Raw genomic sequence first — 20,988 nt, forward strand, 5'->3', positions numbered from 1 at the left:
CCGCGGGTGCGCCAGCCGATGCAGCGGGGGCTACCGGGTTGACCAGTTTCGGAACCGTCGCCGGAATGATCGGCCCACCGCCCTGCGCGTCCAGGTTTTCCTGGGCCTGGGCAGCGTCGTTGGCGCGTTCTTCCGGGGTACGGGTGTCGCTGAACACCAGCAGCAGGTAACGGCTGCGGTTCAAAGCGGCGGTCGGAATGGCGCGGACAATGGCAAACGGCTGGCCGGAATCGTGAATCACTTCCTTGACCGTCGCCACCGGGTAACCGGCCGGGAAACGTTGGCCGAGACCGGAGCTGACCAGCAAGTCGCCTTCCTTGATGTCGGCGGTATCGGCCACATGACGCAACTCGAGACGCTCCGGGTTGCCGGTGCCGCTGGCAATCGCCCGCAAACCGTTACGGTTCACCTGCACCGGAATGCTGTGAGTAGTGTCGGTCAGCAGCAAGACGCGGGAGGTGTAGGGCATCAGCTCGACCACCTGGCCCATCAGGCCACGGGCATCGAGTACCGGCTGACCGAGGACCACACCGTCGCGTTCACCTTTGTTGATGATGATGCGGTGGGTGAAGGGGTTGGGGTCCATGCCGATCAACTCGGCCACTTCGACCTTCTCGTTAACCAGTGCCGAAGAGTTGAGCAGCTCGCGCAGCCGAACGTTCTGCTCGGTCAGGGCGGCAAGCTTCTGCATGCGCCCCTGCAACAGCAGGTTCTCTGTCTTGAGTTTTTCGTTTTCGGCGACGAGCTCGGTCCGGCTGCCAAACTGACTGGCAACGCCTTCCCACAGCCGTCCGGGCAGGTCGGTGATCCAGTAGGCGTCCATCAGCACCAGCGACATCTGGCTGCGTGCAGGCTTGAGCAGACTGAAGCGGGCATCGACCACCATCAGCGCGACCGATAGCACGACCAGCACCAACAGGCGCACGCCCAGCGAAGGACCCTTGGTGAAAAGCGGTTTAATAAGCCGCTCCTCCCAGGCAAATGTTCTGTTTATTCATACGGCAGCAATCCGGCCTGGATGCAGACTGACAGAAGATAAACGCGAACAGGCAGCACCGCAAAGTGCCGCCTGCGCGCTCAACAGCATAGAGGCGATCCGGCGACTTACTCGCTGGAAAGCAGGTCCATGGTGTGTTTATCCATCATTTCCAATGCACGGCCACCGCCGCGAGCAACGCAGGTCAGCGGGTCTTCGGCAACGATCACCGGCAGACCGGTTTCCTGGGCCAGCAGCTTGTCCAGGTCACGCAGCAAAGCGCCACCACCGGTCAGTACCAGGCCACGCTCGGCGATGTCGGAAGCCAGTTCCGGAGGCGATTGCTCCAGGGCGCTTTTCACGGCCTGAACGATGGTTGCCAGGGACTCTTGCAGAGCTTCCAGCACTTCGTTGGAGTTCAGGGTGAATGCGCGTGGAACGCCTTCGGCCAGGTTACGGCCACGAACGTCGACTTCGCGAACTTCGCCGCCCGGGTAGGCAGTACCGATTTCCTGCTTGATGCGTTCGGCGGTGGATTCACCGATCAGGCTGCCGTAATTGCGACGCACGTAAGTGATGATCGCTTCGTCGAAGCGGTCGCCGCCAACGCGGACGGATTCGGCGTAAACCACACCGTTCAGGGAGATCAGCGCGATTTCAGTGGTACCGCCACCGATATCCACGACCATCGAACCGCGGGCTTCTTCAACCGGCAGGCCGGCACCGATCGCAGCGGCCATTGGCTCTTCGATCAGGAACACTTCGCGGGCACCGGCGCCGAGGGCCGACTCACGGATGGCACGACGCTCAACCTGGGTGGATTTGCATGGAACGCAGATCAACACGCGCGGGCTAGGCTGCAGGAAGCTGTTTTCGTGAACCTTGTTGATAAAGTACTGCAGCATTTTTTCGCAAACGCTGAAGTCGGCGATCACGCCGTCCTTCATCGGACGAATGGCAGCAATGTTGCCCGGAGTACGGCCGAGCATGCGCTTGGCTTCGGTGCCGACAGCAACGACACTTTTCTGGTTACCGTGTGTCCGAATGGCCACAACGGAGGGCTCATTCAGGACGATACCGCGCTCGCGCACGTAAATAAGGGTGTTGGCAGTGCCCAGGTCAATGGAAAGATCGCTGGAAAACATGCCACGCAGTTTCTTGAACATGGGAAAGGGACCCTAGGCAACGCGTGGGTAAAAAAGTGCGGCAAACTCTAACAACGACAGGGATTTTGGGCAAGGCGCCAATATGTTAAATTGGCCGCTTTTCTGTGCACCAAGCCCCACAATCGCGGCCTTATGACCGTAGAAGTGCGGTAGTGTTCCGACAACACTAACACACGGACGCCGTCCGTTTTGTTTTCCACTGGAGAATCCCAATGGCGCTAGAACGCTCCGACGTGGAAAAAATCGCTCATCTGGCCTGCCTAGGCCTCAATGATGCCGATCTTCCACACATCACTTCGGCCCTCAACAGCATTCTCGGGCTGGTCGACGAAATGCAGGCGGTCAATACCGACGGTATCGAGCCGCTGGCCCACCCGCTGGAAGCCAGCCAGCGCCTGCGCGCAGACGTCGTGACCGAGACCAATAACCGCGAGGCCTACCAGTCCATCGCACCAGCGGTCGAAAACGGCCTGTACCTGGTTCCGAAAGTCATCGACTAAAGGGAAAGAGCCTGCAATGCATCAATTGACTCTGGCCGAGATCGCCCGCGGACTCGCCGATAAAAAGTTTTCCTCCGAAGAGCTGACCAAAGTCCTGCTGGCGCGCATCGCCCAGCTCGATCCGCAGCTCAACAGTTTCATCAGCCTCACCGAGGACCTGGCGCTCACGCAGGCGAAAGCCGCTGACGCCCGCCGGGCCAATGGTGAGAGCGGCGCCCTGCTCGGCGCGCCGATCGCCCACAAAGACCTGTTCTGCACCCAGGGCATTCGCACCAGTTGCGGCTCGAAGATGCTCGACAACTTCAAGGCACCGTATGACGCCACCGTCGTCGCCAAGCTGGCCGCTGCCGGGGCCGTGACCCTGGGCAAGACCAACATGGACGAGTTCGCCATGGGTTCGGCCAACGAGTCGAGCTACTACGGCGCGGTGAAAAACCCGTGGAACCTGGAACACGTGCCGGGCGGTTCGTCCGGCGGCTCGGCGGCGGCGGTTGCCGCTCGTCTGTTGCCAGCAGCCACCGGCACCGACACCGGCGGTTCGATCCGTCAGCCAGCAGCCTTGACCAACCTCACCGGCCTGAAACCGACGTACGGTCGCGTTTCGCGCTGGGGCATGATCGCCTACGCCTCCAGCCTCGATCAGGGCGGCCCGATGGCACGCACCGCCGAAGACTGCGCGATTTTGTTGCAAGGTATGGCCGGCTTCGATCCGAACGACTCCACCAGCATCGATGAACCCGTGCCGGACTACAGCGCCAGCCTCAACGGCTCGCTGCAAGGCCTGCGCATCGGCGTGCCGAAGGAATACTTCAGCGCCGGTCTCGACCCGCGCATCGCCGAACTGATCCACAACAGCGTCAAGGAGCTGCAAAAGCTCGGCGCCGTGATCAAGGAAATCAGCCTGCCGAACATGCAGCACGCGATTCCTGCGTACTACGTGATCGCCCCGGCGGAAGCCTCTTCCAACCTGTCGCGTTTCGACGGCGTGCGCTTCGGCTATCGCTGCGAAGACCCGAAAAACCTGGAAGACCTGTACAAGCGTTCCCGTGGCGAAGGCTTCGGCGCGGAAGTACAACGCCGGATCATGGTCGGTGCCTATGCGCTGTCCGCCGGTTACTACGACGCCTACTACCTGAAGGCGCAGAAGATCCGGCGCCTGATCAAGAACGACTTCATGGCCGCCTTCAATGAGGTCGACATCATCCTCGGCCCAACCACGCCGAACCCGGCCTGGAAGCTCGGCGCCAAGAACAGCGACCCGGTCGCTGCGTACCTGGAAGACGTCTACACCATTACCGCCAACCTCGCGGGTCTGCCGGGCTTGTCCATGCCAGCAGGTTTCGTCGATGGTCTGCCGGTCGGCGTGCAATTGCTCGCGCCGTATTTCCAGGAAGGCCGTCTGCTCAACGTTGCGCACCAGTATCAGCTCAACACTGACTGGCACACCCGCACCCCAACCGGCTTCTGAGGAGACACACATGCAATGGGAAGTCGTGATCGGGCTGGAGATTCACACCCAGCTCACCACCCGGTCGAAAATCTTTTCCGGTAGTTCCACCACCTTCGGCTCCGAGCCGAACACCCAGGCCAGCCTGATCGACCTGGGCATGCCCGGCGTGCTGCCGGTGCTGAACCAGGAAGCGGTGCGCATGGCGGTGATGTTCGGTCTGGCGATTGACGCCGAGATCGGCCAGCACAACGTGTTCGCCCGTAAAAACTATTTCTACCCGGACCTGCCCAAGGGCTACCAGATCAGCCAGATGGAATTGCCGATCGTCGGCAAGGGCCACCTGGACATCGCCCTCGAAGACGGCACGGTCAAACGCGTCGGCATCACTCGCGCGCACCTTGAAGAAGATGCCGGCAAGAGCCTGCACGAAGAATTCAGCGGCGCCAGCGGCATCGACCTGAACCGTGCCGGCACCCCGCTGCTGGAAATCGTCTCCGAGCCGGACATGCGCAGCGCCAAGGAAGCCGTGGCCTACGTCAAGGCGATCCACGCGCTGGTGCGTTACTTAGGGATTTGCGACGGCAACATGGCCGAAGGTTCGCTGCGTTGCGACTGCAACGTGTCGATCCGTCCGAAAGGCCAGGTCGAGTTCGGTACCCGCTGCGAGATCAAGAACGTCAACTCGTTCCGTTTCATCGAGAAGGCGATCAACAGCGAAATCCAGCGTCAGATCGAATTGATCGAAGATGGCGGCAAAGTGATCCAGCAGACCCGCCTGTACGATCCGAACAAGGACGAGACCCGTCCGATGCGCAGCAAAGAGGAAGCCAACGACTACCGTTACTTCCCCGATCCGGACCTGCTGCCGGTGGTCATCGAGAACTCGTTCCTCGACGATGTGCGCGCCACGTTGCCCGAGTTGCCACCGCAGAAGCGCGAGCGTTTCCAGGAGCAGTTCGGTCTGTCGGTCTACGACGCCAACGTGCTGGCCACCAGCCGTGAACAAGCCGATTACTTCGAGAAGGTCGCGAGCATCAGCGGCGACGCCAAGCTGGCGGCGAACTGGGTGATGGTCGAGTTGGGCAGCCTGCTCAACAAGCAAGGCCTGGACATCGAAGAGTCGCCAGTTTCCGCAGAGCTTCTGGGCGGCATGCTGTTGCGCATCAAGGACAACACCATCTCCGGCAAGATCGCCAAGGTGGTGTTCGAAGCGATGGCCAGCGGCGAAGGCAGCGCGGACGAGATCATCGACAAGCGCGGCCTCAAGCAAGTGACCGACACCGGCGCCATCTCGGCGGTGCTGGACGAAATGCTCGCGGCCAACGCCGAGCAGGTCGAACAATACCGTGCGGCAGACGAAGCCAAGCGCGGCAAGATGTTCGGCTTCTTCGTCGGCCAGGCCATGAAAGCCTCCAAAGGCAAGGCCAACCCGCAACAGGTCAACGAACTGCTGAAAAGCAAGCTCGAAGGCTGATGAGGATGGAGCCAGCTCTAAATACTGGCTCTATTCCCTGTGGCGAGGGAGCTTGCTCCCGCTGGTCTGCGAAGCAGACCCAAATAGGTCACCGCATTTTTTCAGAAAATGTGTTGTCTGATTTTGCGACCGCTTCGCGGTCGAGCGGGAGCAAGCTCCCTCGCCACAATTTTTTGGGAGCCTTCCAATGAAACGTCTGCTCGGCGCCTGCGCCCTCCTCTCGCTCTTGGCCGGTTGCGCCAGCACCGACACCGTCGATCCGCACGGCTACGACAAAACCGGCGTGGCTTCGTACTACGGTGCCAAACACCAAGGCAAACGCACCGCCAGTGGTGAGCGTTTCGACAAGAATTCCATGACCGCCGCCCACCGCCAGCTACCCTTCGGCACGCGGGTGAAGGTCACCAATCTGAATAACGACAAATCCTGTGTGGTGCGTATCAATGATCGCGGGCCGCACACCCGTGGCCGCCTGATTGACCTGTCCCATGAAGCTGCCGAGCGCCTCGGCATGTTCAAAAGCGGCACCGCCCGGGTACGCGTCCAGGCCCTCGACGACTGACCGATGGAGCCCCGACCATTTTCGGATTAGCCGATATACCCCTGATCAGCGTGATCGAATTGCTCAGTGGGTTGCTCCTGCTGATTGTCGGCGCCGAACTGATGGTGTGCGCCGCCGTACGCATCGCCGCGCGGTTGCACATTCGACCGCTGATCATCGGCCTGACCATCGTCGCCCTCGGCAGCAGCGCCCCGCAGATGGCGGTCAGCCTGCAAGCGACCCTGGCGCACAATGCCGACATTGCCGTCGGCAGTGTGATCGGCAGCAGCATTTTCAACATCCTCGTCACCCTCGGGTTGTCCGCGCTGATCATTCCTTTGCGGGTTTCCCGGCAACTGGTGCGCCTGGATATTCCGTTGATGATCGGCGCCAGCCTGTTGGTGTTCGTACTCGCCTGGAATGAAGAACTGACCCGTGCCGACGGCGTGATGTTGTTGACGGCACTGGCGATTTACCTGGGGTTGTTGCTGCGCCAGTCGCGACACTCGGCACGCCCGGTATCGAGCCATGACCACAACATACAAGCGCCCTGGCTGCGCAGCGTGCTGATGATCATCGCCGGGCTGGCGATGCTGGTGTACGCCGGGCACTTGCTGCTGGGTGCAGCCGTTGCGGTTGCCACCGATCTTGGGTTGTCGGAGCGGATCATCGGCCTGACCATCGTCGCCGTCAGCACGTCATTGCCTGAACTCGCCACTTCGTTGATCGCGGCAATGCGCGGCGAGCGCGATATTGCCGTGGGCAACGTGATCGGCAGCAACCTGTTCAACCTCCTGGGCGTACTCGGTTTTACCGCGCTGGTGGCGCCGTCGCCGCTGTCGGTGTCACCCAATGCGCTGGATTTTGACCTGCCAGTCATGCTCGGCGTCGCGGTGCTGTGCCTGCCGGTGTTTTACTCCGGCTACCGGGTGACCCGCGCCGAAGGCCTGCTGTTTCTGGGCTTGTACCTGGCCTATGGGCTGCACGTGGTGTCGTTCACCACCGGCATGCCACTGGCCGGCAAGCTGGAACACTTGATGCTGTTTTTTGTCCTGCCGGCGCTGGTGGCGTTTTTGCTGTTCACGTCGCTGCGCGCCTGGCATCGCCAACACCATAAGAGGGATGTCCCATGACCGAGAATAAAAAAACCGGCGTTGAAGTCCGCCGCCAAGTGATGGGCGACGCCTTCGTCGACCGCGCACTGGGCAATGCCACCGAATTCACCCAGCCGCTGCAGGATTTCGTCAACGAACACGCCTGGGGCGGTGTGTGGAATCGCGAAGGCCTGCCCCTGAAAACCCGCAGCCTGATCACCCTCGCCGCACTGACCGCACTCAAGTGCCCGCAGGAATTGAAAGGTCACGTGCGTGGTGCGCTGAACAACGGCTGCACGGTGGATGAGATTCGCGAGGCGTTGCTGCATTGCGCGGTGTATGCCGGTGTGCCGGCGGCGATCGATGCGTTTCGGGCGGCGCAGGAAGTGATCGACAGTTACCAGAAGCCAGAGTGAGACATTGAAATCGGGGTACCCGACCTGACGCCTTCGCGAGCGAGCCCGCTCCCACAGGGGAAAGCATTCCAAATGTGGGAGCGGGCTTGCTCGCGAATGGCTCGAAAGAACACCGCAAAGCCTGAGGTCAGATCCACCCGCCCCACTGCAAAAAGAAGATCCCGATGTTGGTGGTGACTGCCGCCATCAGCGTGGTGATCACGATAATCGCCGCCGCCAGTTCATGGTTACCCTCGGCCGCCCGGGCCATGACGAAACTGGCAGCGGCAGTCGGGCTGCCGAAGTACAGAAACAGAATCCCCAGTTCCGCCCCGCGAAAGCCCCACAACCATGCCCCCAGCGTCGCCAGCACCGGCAAGCCGATCATCTTCACCAGGCTTGAACTCAGCGCCATGTTGCCGCTCTTGCGCAACGCCGCCAGCGACAGCGTGCCGCCGATGCAGATCAGCGCCAGCGGCAAGGTGGTTTGCGCCAGGTATTGGCCGGAAGTTTCCAGCCAACCCGGCAAGCCGATCTTGAAATAGGCGAACGGCGCCGCCGCAATCACACTGATGATCAGCGGATTGCTGAACACGCTTTTGCAGATGCTCCATGGATCAGACTTGATCACCGGGCTGTAGACCGCCAGCACGATGGTCGAGAGGGTGTTGTAGAACAGGATCACCAGCGCTGCGAGGATCGCCCCGAGGGAAATCCCGTAGGCGCCGTACATGCTCGCCGCCAGTGCCAGGCCGATCACGCCGTTGTTACCGCGAAAGGCCCCCTGGGTGTAAATCCCTCGATCTTCCCGCGGACACTTCCAGATCGCCCAGCCCCAGGCAATGGCAAAGCACACCAGGGTCGCCAGGGAAAAGTAGATTAGCAGCGCCGGCTGCAACGCCGCGTGCAGGTCGGCATGCAGGATGCCCAGAAACAGCAGCGCCGGCATGGTGACGCTGAACACCAGTGCCGATGCGGTGTGGATGAAGTTGTCGTTGATCCAGTCGATGCGCTTGAGCAACACCCCAAGAAACAGCATGGCGAACACCGGTGCGGTGATGTTCAGGGTTTCGAGGAAAATTGCCAGCATGCCGGGAGGACCTTCGGGTGGGCGTCGTTAGGGGGCTAATGATAAGCCACTGGACACTTCGGCGTCCGCTAGATCGCCTTCGCGAGCCGGCTAAGAACAATCTGTGGCGAGGGAGCTTGCTCCCGCTGGACTGCGTAGCAGTCCCATCTTTTGGGGCCGCTTCGCGACCCAGCGGGAGCAAGCTCCCTCGCCACAGGATCAGGTGATCGGCGCGGGATTGAACAAGGTAATGTCGTTGTGCAGCTTGTGCTGCTCGGCCCACGTCTGTTTCTTGCCGCTGGCCACGTCCAGGTAGTAGTGGAACAGCTCCCAGCCCAGCTCCTCGATTGATGCGCGGCCAGTGGCAATGCGCCCGGCATCGATGTCGATCAGGTCCGGCCAGCGCTGTGCCAGTTCGGTCCGGGTCGACACTTTGACGACCGGCGCCATGGCCAACCCGTAAGGCGTGCCGCGACCGGTGGTGAACACATGCAGGTTCATTCCCGCCGCCAGCTGCAACGTGCCGCAGACAAAGTCGCTGGCCGGGGTCGCACAGAAGATCAGGCCTTTGCGCTTGAAACGCTCGCCGGGGCCGAGCACGCCGTTGATTGCGCTGCTGCCGGACTTGACGATCGAACCCAGGGATTTCTCGACAATGTTCGACAACCCGCCCTTCTTGTTGCCCGGCGTGGTGTTGGCGCTGCGATCCGCTTCGCCCTTGGCCAGATAACGGTCGTACCAGTCCATTTCCCGCACCAGTTCCTGGGCGACTTCCTCGGTTTGCGCCCGTGAAGTCAGCAGGTAGATCGCATCGCGCACTTCGGTGACTTCGGAAAACATCACCGTCGCACCCGCCCGCAGCAACAGGTCCGAGGCATAACCGAGCGCCGGGTTGGCGGTAATGCCGGAGAACGCATCACTGCCGCCGCATTGCATGCCGAGGATCAGCTCGGACGCCGGCACGGTTTCCCGGCGGCGTTGATCGAGCTTCTTCAAGCGCGTCTCGGCCAGTTCCATGATCTGCTCGATCATCTCGGTGAAGCCATGGCTGGAATCCTGCAAGCGGTACAGCCATGGCTCGCTGAGATCCACCGAACTGTCGTTCTCGTGCATCACCTGCCCGGCCTGCAATTTCTCGCAGCCCAGGCTGATCACCAGGGCTTCGCCGCCCAGGTTCGGGTTGCGCGCCAGGTTGCGCACGGTGCGGATCGGGATGTACGAGTCGGTGGCGGTGATGGCTACGCCGCAGCCATAACTGTGGGTCAGCGCCACCACGTCATCGACGTGCGGGTACTTGGGCAGCAACTCGGCCTTGATGCGCTTGACCGCATGATCGAGCACGCCGGTCACGCATTGCACGGTGGTGGTGATGCCCAGAATGTTGCGCGTGCCGACGGTGCCGTCGGCGTTGCGATAACCCTCGAAGGTGAAGCCTTCCAGCGGTGCTTGCGCGGCCGGCACGTCGGTGGACAGCGGCAGGCTGTCCAGCGGCGGCGCAGTCGGCATGCGCAGTTGATCTTCCTTGACCCAGCTGCCACGAGGGATCGGCTGCAAAGCGTAGCCAATGACCTGGCCGTAACGAATCACCTGACCACCTTCCGGAATGTCTTCCAAGGTGACCTTGTGGCTCTGCGGCACGAAGTCCACGGTGACCAGGTCGTCCGCAAACTCGGTGCCGGCCGGTACGCCTTGATCGTTGACCACGACCACTACGTTATCCCGTTCGTGCAGGCGGATGTAGCGCGGCGAGTCGGAATGTTCAATCAACTGCATGACGCCGCTCCTCAGGAATGCGCTTGAGACAATTTGTTGTTGGTTTCAGCACCGCCCACCGGTGGCTCTTTGAGCACCACACGCTTGATCGGACCGACGATCACCAGGTAGCTGAACACCGCCACCAATGCATTGCAGCCGACGAACACCAGTGCCCATTTGAACGAGCCAGTGGAGCTGATGATGTAGCCGATAACGATCGGCGTGGTGATCGAGGCAATGTTGCCGAACATATTGAACAGGCCGCCACTCAAACCGGCGATCTGCTTCGGCGAAGTGTCGGACACCACCGCCCAGCCCAGCGCGCCCACGCCTTTGCCGAAGAACGCCAGGGCCATGAAGCCCACGACCATCCATTCGATGTCGACATAGTTGCAGGCAACGATGCTGCTGGAAACCAAAAGACCGGCAATGATCGGCGCCTTGCGGGCGAAGGTCAGGGAGTGGCCCTTGCGCAGCAGGTAGTCGGAAATCACCCCGCCGAGCACACCGCCGATAAAGCCGCAGATCGCCGGCAACGAGGCAATGAAACCAGCCTTGAGGATGGTCATGCCGCGCTCCTGCACCAGGTACACCGGGAACCAGGTCAGGAAGAAATAAGTGATCGCGTTGATGCAGTACTGGCTCAGGTACACGCCGAGCATCATGCGGTTGGTCAGCAACTGGCGGACGTAGTCCCATTTCGGACCTTCGACGCGCTTGCCGGGTTCCTGGCCCTTGGCTTTGTCCTGGTCCATGTCGACCATGCCGCCGTTCTCGGCGATGTGCTTGAACTCGCTCTCATTGATCAGCGGATGTTGGCGCGGGCTGTGGATAACCTTCAGCCAGATCAGCGAGAACACGATACCGATCACGCCCATGACGATAAACACGTGCTGCCAGCCGAACGTGAAGACGATCCAGCCCATCAGCGGTGCGAAGAGCACGGTGGCAAAGTATTGCGCCGAGTTGAAAATCGCCGACGCGGTGCCGCGTTCGGCGGTCGGGAACCAGGCCGCCACGATGCGGGCGTTACCGGGGAAGGATGGCGCTTCAGCCAGGCCCACCAGGAAACGCAGCATGAACAGTGCAACCACCGCCGTGGACATGCCGAACGAGCCGACGTAGCCCTGCAACACGGTGAACAGCGACCAGGTGAAGATGCTCAGTGCGTAGACTTTTTTCGAGCCAAAGCGGTCAAGCAACCAGCCACCGGGGATTTGCCCGGCCACGTAGGCCCAACCGAATGCGGAGAAGATGTAGCCGAGGGTAACGGCGTCAATGCCGAGGTCTTTTTGCAGGCTGGAGCCGGCAATTGCGATGGTAGCGCGGTCGGCGTAGTTGATCGTGGTCACCAGAAACAGCATGAGCAGGATCAAATAGCGGACGTGAGTCGGCTTCTGGGTCGATTGCATGTAGATGTACTCCCACTGATTATTTTTATGCGCGGGTGAATCTTTGTTTCCCCTGTAGGAGCGAGCTCTGCTCGCGATGGTGGTCAACGATGACGCGGGGCATCAGGTTTACCGCCGCGGCCTCACGACCATCGCGAGCAAGCTCGCTCCTACAACAGGGATGTTGCGTTACGAACCGATGTAAGAGGTTTTTACAACCGTGTAGAACTCTTGCGCATAGCGGCCTTGCTCACGTGATCCATAGGATGAACCTTTACGCCCACCGAACGGAACGTGGTAATCCACACCGGCGGTCGGCAGGTTGACCATCACCATCCCGGCCTGGGAGTGGCGCTTGAAGTGGTTGGCGTACTTCAGCGAGGTGGTGGCAATGCCCGCCGACAACCCGAACTCGGTGTCGTTGGCCATGGCCAGCGCAGCTTCGTAATCAGCCACGCGGACCACGTTGGCCACCGGGCCGAAGATTTCTTCGCGGCTGATGCGCATCGCCGCTGTGCTGTCGGCAAACAGGGTCGGCGCGAGGAAGTAGCCTTCGGTATCGCAGGTCACCAGGCCACCGCCGCTGACCAGGCGCGCACCTTCGGACTGGCCGATGTCGATGTACTTCATGTCCTGTTCAAGTTGCGCTTGCGAGACCACCGGACCGATATCGGTGCCAGCCTTCAACGCGTGGCCGACCTTGATCGATTTCATGCGCTCGGCCATGGCGTCGACGAACCGGTCGTGGATGCCGGCGGTGACGATAAAGCGGCTCGAAGCCGTGCAACGCTGGCCGGTGGAGTAGAACGCGCTCTGCACCGACAACTCGACCGCTTGCTTGAGGTCGGCGTCGTCGAGAATGATCTGCGGGTTCTTGCCGCCCATTTCCAGCTGGACCTTGGCCTGACGCGACACGCAGTTCACAGCGATCTGACGCCCCACGCCCACAGAACCTGTGAAGCTGATGCCGTCGACTTTCGGGCTGTTGACCAGTGCATCGCCCACCACACGACCGCTGCCCATCACCAGGTTGAACACGCCGGCCGGGAAACCGGCACGGGAGATGATTTCGGCCAGGGCCCAGGCGCAACCCGGAACCAGGTCAGCGGGCTTGAGCACGACGCAGTTGCCGTAGGCCAGGGCCGGGGCGATTTTCCACGCCGGAATGGCAATCGGGAAGTTCCACGGGGTGATCAGACCGACCACACCCAAGGCTTCGCGAGTGACTTCGACGTTGACGCCCGGACGCACCGACGGCAGATAGTCGCCGGACAGGCGCAGGCATTCACCGGCGAAGAACTTGAAGATGTTGCCGGCGCGGGTCACTTCGCCGATGGCTTCCGGCAGGGTCTTGCCCTCTTCCCGGGCCAGCAGGGTGCCGAGCTCTTCGCGACGGGCGAGGATTTCAGTACCGACTTTATCCAGGGAGTCGTGGCGCGCCTGAATGCCCGACACCGACCACGCCGGGAACGCAGCACGGGCGGCGTCGATGGCCGCGTGGACCTGAGCCAGGTCAGCCTTGGCATAGTCGCCGATGGCATCGGTCAGTTCGGACGGGTTGATGTTGGTCGAATAGTCGCCGCCGGCAACCCATTCGCCATTGATGTAGTTATCAAAACGTTTTGAATCAGCCACTGAATCATCTCCTCACGCAAAAAGCCGCCGATTGCTCAGCGGCCCTGGTTTATCGGGTGTTACTGCGCGCCCTGCTTGTCGATCAGCGCGGCGAGCATTTCGTACTCTTCGCCAGTCAGATCGGTCAGCGGTGCACGCACAGGACCTGCGTCGTAGCCGGCAATTTTTGCCCCGGCCTTGACGATGCTCACGGCGTAACCGGCCTTGCGGTTACGGATGTCCAGGTACGGCAGGAAGAAGTCGTCGATGATCTTGCCGACGGTGGCGTGATCTTCGCGGGCGATGGCGTGGTAGAAGTCCATCGCGGTTTTCGGGATGAAGTTGAACACCGCCGAGGAGTAGACCGGCACGCCCAGCGCCTTGTAAGCCGCGGCGTAGACTTCGGCGGTCGGCAAGCCACCCAGATAGCTGAAGCGATCACCGAGGCGGCGCCGGATCGACACCATCAACTCGATATCACCCAGGCCATCCTTGTAGCCGATCAGGTTCGGGCAGCGCTCGGCCAGACGTTCCAGCAGTGGCGCGGTCAGGCGGCAGACGTTGCGGTTGTAGACCACCACGCCGATGTTGACCGACTTGCACACGGCTTCAACGTGGGCGGCAACACCGTCCTGGCTGGCTTCGGTCAGGTAGTGCGGCAGCAGCAACAAGCCCTTGGCGCCCAGACGCTCGGCTTCCTGTGCGTATTCGATGGCCTGGCGAGTGGAACCGCCCACGCCCGCCAGGATCGGCACGCTGGTGGCGCAAGTGTCGACGGCGGTCTTGATGATTTCCGAATATTCACTGGCCGCCAGGGAGAAGAACTCACCGGTGCCGCCCGCGGCAAACAGCGCCGAAGCGCCGTATGGAGCCAGCCATTCGAGACGCTTGATGTAGCCCGCACGATTGAAGTCGCCCTGAGCATTGAAATCGGTGACCGGGAAAGACAGCAGACCGGCAGAGAGGATGGACTTCAGTTCTTGTGGATTCATTATTCGAACACCCTGGATAGCGACGTAGTGTGAGATAACCGTTCAGCTCGCGCCGAAGTTGTAGGTCATCGTACAACTTAAAATACAACCGTCAACTGCATTTCATCGCTGTCCGCCGATTTTGTGTCGGAAAGGTATTTTCTTGACGTAAGAAAAATCTTATCTATGATTGAAACAACTGTACATAAATACAGTTGTTTCTGATTCATAGCGACGACATATCAAGGAGATAGAAATGTCAGGTCTACACACACAACCACTGAAAAAACCCAAGCAAGTCATTGCCACGCTGGATGATCTTTTTACCGGGCAAGGCATAGCCATTAACGGTAACGAGCATCTGCTTCTGCGTCTTGGCGAGCCTCATACCGATGCGCCACAACCCTCGACCCCGTCCGCCGCAAATGCCTTGAAAGGCAAGCCCCAGCTGAGGTTCGAGGGTGGTGAGCACACTGCAATCGGCGACAACACCTTGCTGCGGTTCGTCAAGGACGCGCCTGCGATTCCGGCTTCACAGGTCGAGTTGCATCTGCCCAATGGCCTCGCCCTGAGCTACGGCCAGATCGTTGCACTGGGGGGTGATTTCTATGGAATTGCGGATCAACCGATCAGCGATGGCGCGACACCTGCGGAGCGAATCCAGCGTTTTGCCAATGCTTTCAACTCGCTGGCGGTCCTGCCGGCTTCGAATGCCGAGGCCAGGCAAATCCTTGCCGTCATGCAGAAGGAAATCGCCGCCGTTAACCAGGCGATCCGGGATGGTAAACAGCCCCACGAGGCCTATGACGCCCTGGGAGATACGTTGTCAGAAGAGTGGAACAGGATCACCGGTGGCGGCAGCTTCGTTTCGGCGCTGTTTCCGTTGGGTCGATATCTGAAACTGGCCGCCAACAATGCCGATCACTTTGCCGAAGGGGCGCTGGCGGCTTATATCGCCGGGCACACCGTCGCCGTGCAGCAAGCGATACTGGCGAAAAACAGTGCCGATGAGACGCAACTGGAACTGGCCTACGCGATGAACGCTTTTGCCGATCATTACTTGACCGACCTGTTCTCCGCCGGCCACTTGCGGGTGCCGCGCAGAGAGTTGGCGGCGGTGGTCACGCCCAGTGATCTGGGGTCGTTGATCACCCGGTTCATGCACGACGAGGACAGCAAATTTGGTCTCAATGTGCGCAACGGTGATGGCGATCAATGGCGAGCCTACGGCGACAAGCGTTACTTCGACGCCATCGACAGCATCAACCGGATGCACGTCAATCAAGCGGTTCAGGCATCTGCCGACGAAATCTTCGCTGCGTACCTTAGTGGCATTGCACCGTCGCCAGGCAACTTCGCAGCCTTGAAAAAGCTCCCCGATCTACAAGCGGCGCTCAACCCGGCGGGCAATTTCTCGCCACTGTTCAAGGTTGAAGGCAGCAAAGTGCTGCGCCGCAAGGACGTCAACAACCTCAATGACACCGCCACCGTCGATGATTGGTGGGGCTGGAGCACTTACCTGCTGCTCAAGGATTACCACCCAACTGGCAACGTTGCCTGATAAGGAGATCAATGATGACAATCAAACTGACACTGGAACTGGCTTCGGGACAATCGATGAAGGGTGCGCCGCTGGAGTTGTTGACCAATGGAGTGCCGATTGCCCGGGGGGTTGTGGATGAGCAGGGGATGGTGGCATTCGATGCCAAACCCGGAACTGGCGAGTTAGCGGTGAGGGTGGATCGTTCGATTCTCAGGATAGGCTAAAGCCATAGCGTAACGGCTGCCGGCCCCTTCGCGAGCAAGCCCGCTCCCACATTGGATTTTCGGTGTACACAAATTTTGTGTTCGACACTGATCAAATGTGGGAGCGGGCTTGCTCGCGAAGGCAATCTGTCAGCCAATACCGGATTGGAATCAGAACACTCAGCCCCGCTGTGCCTCCGCCTCTTCATGGGCATGACGCAACCGCTCGCGGCTGTTGGTCAGGTGCAAACGCATGGCGGCCCGCGCGGCATCGGAATCCTGGCGGGCAATCGCGTCGTAGATCTCTTCGTGCTCACGACTCAGGCGATTCATGTAGTGCTGCTGATCGTCATGGGCCAGCCTCGCGGAGTTCAGGCGGGTACGCGGAATGATGCTGGTGCCCAGGTGGGTCATGATGTCGGTGAAGTAGCGGTTGCCGGTGGCCAGGGCAATCTGCAGATGGAACTGGAAGTCCGAGGCCACGGCATCGCTGGCGTGGGACACGCTTTCATTCAGCGCATCCAGCGCCGCGCGCATCAGGCCAAGTTGCTCGGGACTGCGGCGTTGCGCGGCGAGGCCGGCGGATTCCACTTCCAGGCTGATGCGCAGTTCCAGGATGGCCAGCACATCCCGCAAGGTCACGACGGTCGCCGGGTCGATGCGAAAACCGCTCGGGCTCGGCGTGTCGAGCACGAAGGTGCCGATGCCGTGGCGGGTTTCCACCTGGCCGGCCGCCTGCAGGCGGGAGATCGCTTCGCGCACCACCGTGCGGCTGACGCCATGGGCATCCATGATGGCCGACTCGGTGGGCAACTTGTCGCCGCGCTTGAGATGGCCGTCACGGATCTGCTCGGACAGCACCGTCACCAGTTCCTGAGCGAGGCTGCGGCGCTTGCGTGGGAGGCGTGGTGTGTCGATCGGGTTTTCCATGGTGAACATCTGTCTCGAAAAAATCGGCTGAAACCGCATCATAGCGCAACGCAGTTGTACGATCACCGTCAAGGTGACCACCAAACCCTGTGGGAGCGGGCTTGCCCGCGAAGGCAGTGTGTCAGACATCCTCATGTCGAATGTCAGACCGCTTTCGCGAGCAAGCCCGCTCCCACAAGGGGATTTGTGGTGCTCAGGCGGTCACGGTCTGATCCACCAGATGGCCATTCTCGATACGGATGTGCCGCGGATGGAAGCGCTTGAGGCTGCTGCGATGGCCGACGCTGACAATGCTCAGCCCCGGCAATTCATCGATCAGCGCCTGATACAGCGAGGCCTCGTCCTCTTCGTCCATCGCCGAAGTCGCTTCGTCCATATACAGCCATTGCGGTGCATAAAGCAGCGCACGGGCAAAGGCCAGGCGCTGCTGTTCACCCGGCGACAACATGCGTTGCCAGTGGTTGGCTTCGTCGAGACGGGCAATCAGGTGCGGCAAGCGACAGGTTTCCAGTACCTGCACGTAGCGCTCGTTCGGATAGGTATCGCCAGGCTGTGGATAACTGAGGACATCACGCAGCGCGCCAATCGGCAAATACGGTTTTTGCGGCAGGAACAGGTAGCGCGCCGATGGCAGGCGAATACTACCGTGGCCAGTCGGCCACAGGTGTCCCATCGCCCGCAGCAAGGTCGACTTGCCGCTGCCGGAACGACCGCTGAGCATCACACGCTCGCCCTCCTTCACGGTCATGTCGGCATTGGTCAGCAGGTGACGACCTTCAGCCAGGTCGAGGCCGAGGTTGTGCACCTTCAGAACTGAGCCCGAACTCTGTACGTCGATGGCCGGCGCACGCACTTCGTTGTCACGCATGGCCTGGTGGAAGCTCAGCAGACGATCGCAGGTGGCGCGCCATGAGGCGAGGCTCTGGTACGCGCTGATAAACCAGCTGAAGCTTTCCTGCACATTGCCGAATGCCGAGCTGATTTGCATCAGCTCGCCCAGTTCGATCTTGCCGGAGAGGTAACGCGGCGCGGCAACGATGAAGGGGAAGATGATGGCGGCCTGACTGTAACCGGCGGTGAAGAACGTCAGGCGCTTGGACACCTTCATGATGTCCCAGAAGTTGTGCCAGACCATCCCGAAGCGGCCGCTCAACCGACGATTTTCGTTCGGTTCGCCGTTGTACAACGCGATGCTTTCGGCATTCTCGCGAATCCGCACCATGGAGAAACGCAGGTCGGCTTCGAAGCGTTGTTGTTGGTTGTTCAGACCGATCAGGCGACGACCGATCAAATGCGTCAGCCAACTGCCGACCACGGCGTAAACCAGCACGCACCAGAACATGTAGCCGGGAATAGTGATACCGAATACTTCAATACTGCCCGACACGCCCCACAGAATGATCGAGAACGACACCAGGCTGACGATATTGCGCAGCAGCCCGATACCCAGCTCAAGGGTGTTGGAGGTGAAGTTGTTGAGGTCTTCGGAAATCCGCTGGTCCGGGTTATCGGTGTAACCGCCCTGCTCCAGCTGGTAGTAATTCTTGTCGGCGAGCCAGCGAGCGAAATGCTTTTCGGTGAGCCAGGCCCGCCAGCGGATCGTCAACATCTGCGTCAGATAGAGGCGGTATACCGCGCCGACAATCGCCACCGCGGCAATCGCGCAGAAGTACAGGATTAGCTGCCAGAACGCGGCTTCGTCCTTCTTTTGCAGGGCGTTGTAGAAATCCTTGTACCAGGTGTTGAACCACACCGAGATCCCCACGCTGATCAGCGACAGCGCAATCACTGCGATCAGCAGCGTCCAGGCCTTGACCTTCTCTTCACTGCGCCAGTAAGGCGTGATCATCGCCCACACTTTACGAAAAAACTGCCCGCGCACGGCGTCGTTGACCGCGGAATACTCAGCGTTCTGATTCATGGATAAGGCTCGATAAAGAAAAGAACACGCACGAACCGATCATAGATGATCGGTCCGGTTTGTCGCGAGATGCGGCCCGCATACGTTCAGCGCAGGTTCAGCGGCGAACGGGGCGCTTCTGCAGTTTGCGCTGCAGGGTGCGGCGGTGCATGCCCAGGGCGCGGGCAGTGGCGGAGATGTTGCCTTCATGCTCGGTCAGCACGCGCTGGATGTGTTCCCACTGCAGGCGGTCCACGGACATCGGGTTTTCCGGCACCAGGCTGTCGAGGTCGGCGTGTTCGGACAGCAGCGCCGCCAGCACGTCATCGGCGTCCGCCGGTTTGCACAGATAGTTGCAGGCACCGCGCTTGATCGCCTCGACGGCGGTGGCAATGCTCGAATAACCGGTGAGAATCACCACGCGCATTTCCGGATCCATTTCCAGCAATTTTGGCAGCAGCACCAGGCCCGAATCGCCGTCCATCTTCAGGTCCAGGGCGGCATAATCCGGCAGATCGGCCTTGGCCAGTTCCAGGCCTTCCTCGGCGGAGCTGGCAGTGCTTACGCGAAAACCGCGGCGGGCCATGGCTCGGGCCATGACGCGGGTGAACGTGGCGTCATCATCGACCAGCAGCAAATGCGGCAGTTCTTCGCCTTCGACTTGGATCTCTTCACTCATGTTCGTCTCCTCGGGCGACACGGGGCAGGCGCAGCTCGGTGAGCGTACCGCCTTCCTCATGACTGTAGAGTTTCACTGAGCCGCCGGCGCGTGTCACGCTGGCCTTGCTCAAAAACAGGCCCAGGCCGAAGCCTTTGCCCTTGGTGGTAAAAAACGGTTTGCCGATTTGTTCGGCGATGGCCAGCGGCACACCGGCGCCATGGTCACGAATGCTGATGGTCAGGTTCTCGGCGTCCCAGTCCAGTGTCACTTGCAACCCCTCGGGGCAGGCATCGGCGGCGTTGTTCAGCAGATTCAGCAACGCCTGGGTCAAGTCTGGCGGCGGCGCCATGCGCGGTACCGCGCCCTGGCCGAGGCGCTGGAAGCGATAACTGGCCTCCGGGCGCATCAGGTGCCAGCGATTGAGGGCTTCATCGAGCCAGTCGGTGACGTCCTGCATCTCCACCGCCAAGCGGCGATTGGCCTCCGCCGCCCGAACGAGCTGTTGCAAAGTCTGTTTGCACAGCTTGACCTGATCCTGCAGCACGCTCAGGTCATCCTGCAACATCGGGTCATGGTGATCCTGACGCATTTCCTTGAGCAATACGCTCATGGTCGCCAGCGGCGTGCCCAGCTCATGGGCCGCACCGGCAGCCTGGGTGGCGACGGCCAGCAATTGCTGATCACGCAGGCCTTCTTCGCGACGAATGGCGCGCAGTTCTTCCTGACGGCGCAGCTCTTCAGCCATGCGCGCAGCGAAGAACGTGATCACTGCAGCAGCGAGAGCGAAGCTCAGCCACATGCCGTACACCTGCAGGTTTTCCCGGGCGATCGGGAAGGTTTGCAATGGATAGAACTGCGCCAGCAACAGCGTGTACATCGTCAGCGCGATACCCGACAGGATCACCGAATAACGCCATGGCAACGTCACCGCTGCGATAGTCAGCGGCACCAGGTAATAAGAAACAAAGGGGTTGGTCGAGCCACCGGAGAAATACAGCAGCGCACTGTGGATAAACAGGTCGCAGGCCAATTGCACGGCGTATTCGAGCTCGGTCACCGGCCACGAGGTGCGCAGGCGGATCGCCGTGAACACACACAACAGCATCGAGCAACCGAGGGTCGCGGCCAGTTGAAACCAGGGCAGCGGCAACAATTGGAGCCAGTAGGCCAGGCCCACGGAACCGGCCTGGGCGGCCAGCACCAACGTGCGGATGAAGGTCAGCCGCCAGAGGTTCTGGCGAGTGGCGGAAGTGATTTGAACGGGGGCGAGCATGAGCTCTCCTGATGAGCGCTCCAGGCGGATCGCAGGGAGTATAACCAAGCGCGGGGGCTGACAGGCAAAAGTGCGGCAAACG

Annotated in this window: 19 protein-coding genes; 8 read left to right on the top strand and 11 right to left on the bottom strand. The window is 60.7% G+C overall.

Going from position 1 to position 20,988, the window contains the following annotated elements; all coding sequences use genetic code 11:
• Both mreC and mreB read right to left on the bottom strand, forming a co-directional pair.
• Nucleotides 1-913 (bottom strand): rod shape-determining protein MreC (mreC, locus tag PMI28_RS27570; RefSeq protein WP_443200719.1); only part of this gene is annotated, 913 nt, incomplete at its 3' end.
• Nucleotides 914-1,104: 191 nt separating this feature from the next.
• On the bottom strand, nucleotides 1,105-2,142 hold the full coding sequence (mreB, locus tag PMI28_RS27565; protein ID WP_002555108.1) for a rod shape-determining protein MreB: 1,038 nt from the start codon (nucleotides 2,140-2,142) through the stop codon (nucleotides 1,105-1,107).
• Nucleotides 2,143-2,354: 212 nt separating this feature from the next.
• Here mreB and gatC point away from each other — a divergent pair, with 212 nt between their 5' ends.
• From gatC to PMI28_RS27535, 6 genes are all read left to right on the top strand, one after another.
• Nucleotides 2,355-2,642 (top strand): Asp-tRNA(Asn)/Glu-tRNA(Gln) amidotransferase subunit GatC, encoded by a 288-nt coding sequence (gatC, locus tag PMI28_RS27560; RefSeq protein WP_007976465.1) that lies wholly within the window; start codon nucleotides 2,355-2,357, stop codon nucleotides 2,640-2,642.
• 16 nt (nucleotides 2,643-2,658) lie between these two features.
• Nucleotides 2,659-4,110, top strand: coding sequence for an Asp-tRNA(Asn)/Glu-tRNA(Gln) amidotransferase subunit GatA (gene gatA / locus PMI28_RS27555; protein ID WP_007981441.1), 1,452 nt, complete (start codon nucleotides 2,659-2,661; stop codon nucleotides 4,108-4,110).
• Nucleotides 4,111-4,120: 10 nt separating this feature from the next.
• Complete coding sequence (gene gatB / locus PMI28_RS27550) at nucleotides 4,121-5,566, top strand: Asp-tRNA(Asn)/Glu-tRNA(Gln) amidotransferase subunit GatB (protein ID WP_007981442.1); 1,446 nt, start codon at nucleotides 4,121-4,123, stop codon at nucleotides 5,564-5,566.
• Nucleotides 5,567-5,753: 187 nt separating this feature from the next.
• Nucleotides 5,754-6,128 (top strand): septal ring lytic transglycosylase RlpA family protein, encoded by a 375-nt coding sequence (locus PMI28_RS27545; protein WP_007981444.1) that lies wholly within the window; start codon nucleotides 5,754-5,756, stop codon nucleotides 6,126-6,128.
• A 50-nt stretch (nucleotides 6,129-6,178) separates the two neighbouring features.
• A complete protein-coding gene (locus PMI28_RS27540; RefSeq protein WP_007981447.1) occupies nucleotides 6,179-7,240 on the top strand; it encodes a calcium/sodium antiporter in 1,062 nt (353 codons plus the stop codon).
• Nucleotides 7,237-7,617 (top strand): carboxymuconolactone decarboxylase family protein, encoded by a 381-nt coding sequence (locus tag PMI28_RS27535; RefSeq protein WP_007981449.1) that lies wholly within the window; start codon nucleotides 7,237-7,239, stop codon nucleotides 7,615-7,617. Before PMI28_RS27540 ends, PMI28_RS27535 begins: the two co-directional genes overlap by 4 nt.
• Before the next feature lie 127 nt (nucleotides 7,618-7,744).
• Here the strand turns inward: PMI28_RS27535 and PMI28_RS27530 are convergent, their stop codons facing one another.
• From PMI28_RS27530 to kdgD, 5 genes are all read right to left on the bottom strand, one after another.
• A complete protein-coding gene (locus tag PMI28_RS27530) occupies nucleotides 7,745-8,686 on the bottom strand; it encodes an AEC family transporter (RefSeq protein WP_007981451.1) in 942 nt (313 codons plus the stop codon).
• Between the two features lie 198 nt (nucleotides 8,687-8,884).
• Entirely contained in the window at nucleotides 8,885-10,438 is a 1,554-nt protein-coding gene (gene garD / locus PMI28_RS27525) for a galactarate dehydratase (protein ID WP_007981452.1), read from the bottom strand.
• A gap of 11 nt (nucleotides 10,439-10,449) precedes the next feature.
• Nucleotides 10,450-11,832: an MFS transporter gene (locus PMI28_RS27520; protein ID WP_007981454.1), complete on the bottom strand. Its 1,383-nt coding sequence runs from the start codon at nucleotides 11,830-11,832 to the stop codon at nucleotides 10,450-10,452.
• A gap of 168 nt (nucleotides 11,833-12,000) precedes the next feature.
• On the bottom strand, nucleotides 12,001-13,446 hold the full coding sequence (locus PMI28_RS27515; protein ID WP_007981456.1) for an aldehyde dehydrogenase family protein: 1,446 nt from the start codon (nucleotides 13,444-13,446) through the stop codon (nucleotides 12,001-12,003).
• A gap of 59 nt (nucleotides 13,447-13,505) precedes the next feature.
• Nucleotides 13,506-14,417, bottom strand: coding sequence for a 5-dehydro-4-deoxyglucarate dehydratase (gene kdgD, locus PMI28_RS27510; RefSeq protein WP_007981458.1), 912 nt, complete (start codon nucleotides 14,415-14,417; stop codon nucleotides 13,506-13,508).
• A 235-nt stretch (nucleotides 14,418-14,652) separates the two neighbouring features.
• On the opposite strand from kdgD, the gene PMI28_RS27505 reads away from it, so the two are divergent.
• Together PMI28_RS27505 and PMI28_RS27500 are read left to right on the top strand one after the other, a co-directional pair.
• Nucleotides 14,653-15,957, top strand: a complete 1,305-nt coding sequence (locus PMI28_RS27505; RefSeq protein ID WP_007981459.1) for a hypothetical protein — start codon at nucleotides 14,653-14,655, stop codon at nucleotides 15,955-15,957.
• A gap of 14 nt (nucleotides 15,958-15,971) precedes the next feature.
• Nucleotides 15,972-16,163 (top strand): hypothetical protein, encoded by a 192-nt coding sequence (locus PMI28_RS27500; RefSeq protein ID WP_007981461.1) that lies wholly within the window; start codon nucleotides 15,972-15,974, stop codon nucleotides 16,161-16,163.
• A 159-nt stretch (nucleotides 16,164-16,322) separates the two neighbouring features.
• Here PMI28_RS27500 and PMI28_RS27495 read toward each other — a convergent pair whose 3' ends face one another.
• From PMI28_RS27495 to PMI28_RS27480, 4 genes are all read right to left on the bottom strand, one after another.
• Nucleotides 16,323-17,072 carry a FadR/GntR family transcriptional regulator gene (locus tag PMI28_RS27495; protein ID WP_177318948.1) on the bottom strand — a complete coding sequence of 250 codons (750 nt, stop codon included), beginning with the start codon at nucleotides 17,070-17,072 and terminating at the stop codon, nucleotides 16,323-16,325.
• A gap of 193 nt (nucleotides 17,073-17,265) precedes the next feature.
• Complete coding sequence (locus PMI28_RS27490; protein ID WP_007981464.1) at nucleotides 17,266-18,993, bottom strand: ABC transporter ATP-binding protein/permease; 1,728 nt, start codon at nucleotides 18,991-18,993, stop codon at nucleotides 17,266-17,268.
• Between the two features lie 97 nt (nucleotides 18,994-19,090).
• Nucleotides 19,091-19,651: a response regulator transcription factor gene (locus PMI28_RS27485; protein ID WP_007981466.1), complete on the bottom strand. Its 561-nt coding sequence runs from the start codon at nucleotides 19,649-19,651 to the stop codon at nucleotides 19,091-19,093.
• Nucleotides 19,644-20,906, bottom strand: a complete 1,263-nt coding sequence (locus PMI28_RS27480) for an ATP-binding protein (RefSeq protein WP_007981468.1) — start codon at nucleotides 20,904-20,906, stop codon at nucleotides 19,644-19,646. Before PMI28_RS27480 ends, PMI28_RS27485 begins: the two co-directional genes overlap by 8 nt.
• Nucleotides 20,907-20,988 lie beyond the last annotated feature (82 nt).

It is taken from the genome of Pseudomonas sp. GM48 (assembly GCF_000282335.1).
In the GTDB taxonomy this organism is placed as follows: domain Bacteria; phylum Pseudomonadota; class Gammaproteobacteria; order Pseudomonadales; family Pseudomonadaceae; genus Aquipseudomonas.

Coding starts and splice junctions, on each gene's coding strand:
- PMI28_RS27490 (WP_007981464.1), bottom strand. CDS start 18,993: ATGAATCAGAACGCTGAGTATTCCGCGGTCAACGACGCCGTGCGCGGG.
- gatB (WP_007981442.1), top strand. CDS start 4,121: ATGCAATGGGAAGTCGTGATCGGGCTGGAGATTCACACCCAGCTCACC.
- mreB (WP_002555108.1), bottom strand. CDS start 2,142: ATGTTCAAGAAACTGCGTGGCATGTTTTCCAGCGATCTTTCCATTGAC.
- gatA (WP_007981441.1), top strand. CDS start 2,659: ATGCATCAATTGACTCTGGCCGAGATCGCCCGCGGACTCGCCGATAAA.
- kdgD (WP_007981458.1), bottom strand. CDS start 14,417: ATGAATCCACAAGAACTGAAGTCCATCCTCTCTGCCGGTCTGCTGTCT.
- garD (WP_007981452.1), bottom strand. CDS start 10,438: ATGCAGTTGATTGAACATTCCGACTCGCCGCGCTACATCCGCCTGCAC.
- PMI28_RS27500 (WP_007981461.1), top strand. CDS start 15,972: ATGACAATCAAACTGACACTGGAACTGGCTTCGGGACAATCGATGAAG.
- PMI28_RS27520 (WP_007981454.1), bottom strand. CDS start 11,832: ATGCAATCGACCCAGAAGCCGACTCACGTCCGCTATTTGATCCTGCTC.
- PMI28_RS27535 (WP_007981449.1), top strand. CDS start 7,237: ATGACCGAGAATAAAAAAACCGGCGTTGAAGTCCGCCGCCAAGTGATG.
- PMI28_RS27530 (WP_007981451.1), bottom strand. CDS start 8,686: ATGCTGGCAATTTTCCTCGAAACCCTGAACATCACCGCACCGGTGTTC.
- PMI28_RS27485 (WP_007981466.1), bottom strand. CDS start 19,651: ATGAGTGAAGAGATCCAAGTCGAAGGCGAAGAACTGCCGCATTTGCTG.
- gatC (WP_007976465.1), top strand. CDS start 2,355: ATGGCGCTAGAACGCTCCGACGTGGAAAAAATCGCTCATCTGGCCTGC.
- PMI28_RS27545 (WP_007981444.1), top strand. CDS start 5,754: ATGAAACGTCTGCTCGGCGCCTGCGCCCTCCTCTCGCTCTTGGCCGGT.
- PMI28_RS27495 (WP_177318948.1), bottom strand. CDS start 17,072: ATGGAAAACCCGATCGACACACCACGCCTCCCACGCAAGCGCCGCAGC.
- PMI28_RS27505 (WP_007981459.1), top strand. CDS start 14,653: ATGTCAGGTCTACACACACAACCACTGAAAAAACCCAAGCAAGTCATT.
- PMI28_RS27480 (WP_007981468.1), bottom strand. CDS start 20,906: ATGCTCGCCCCCGTTCAAATCACTTCCGCCACTCGCCAGAACCTCTGG.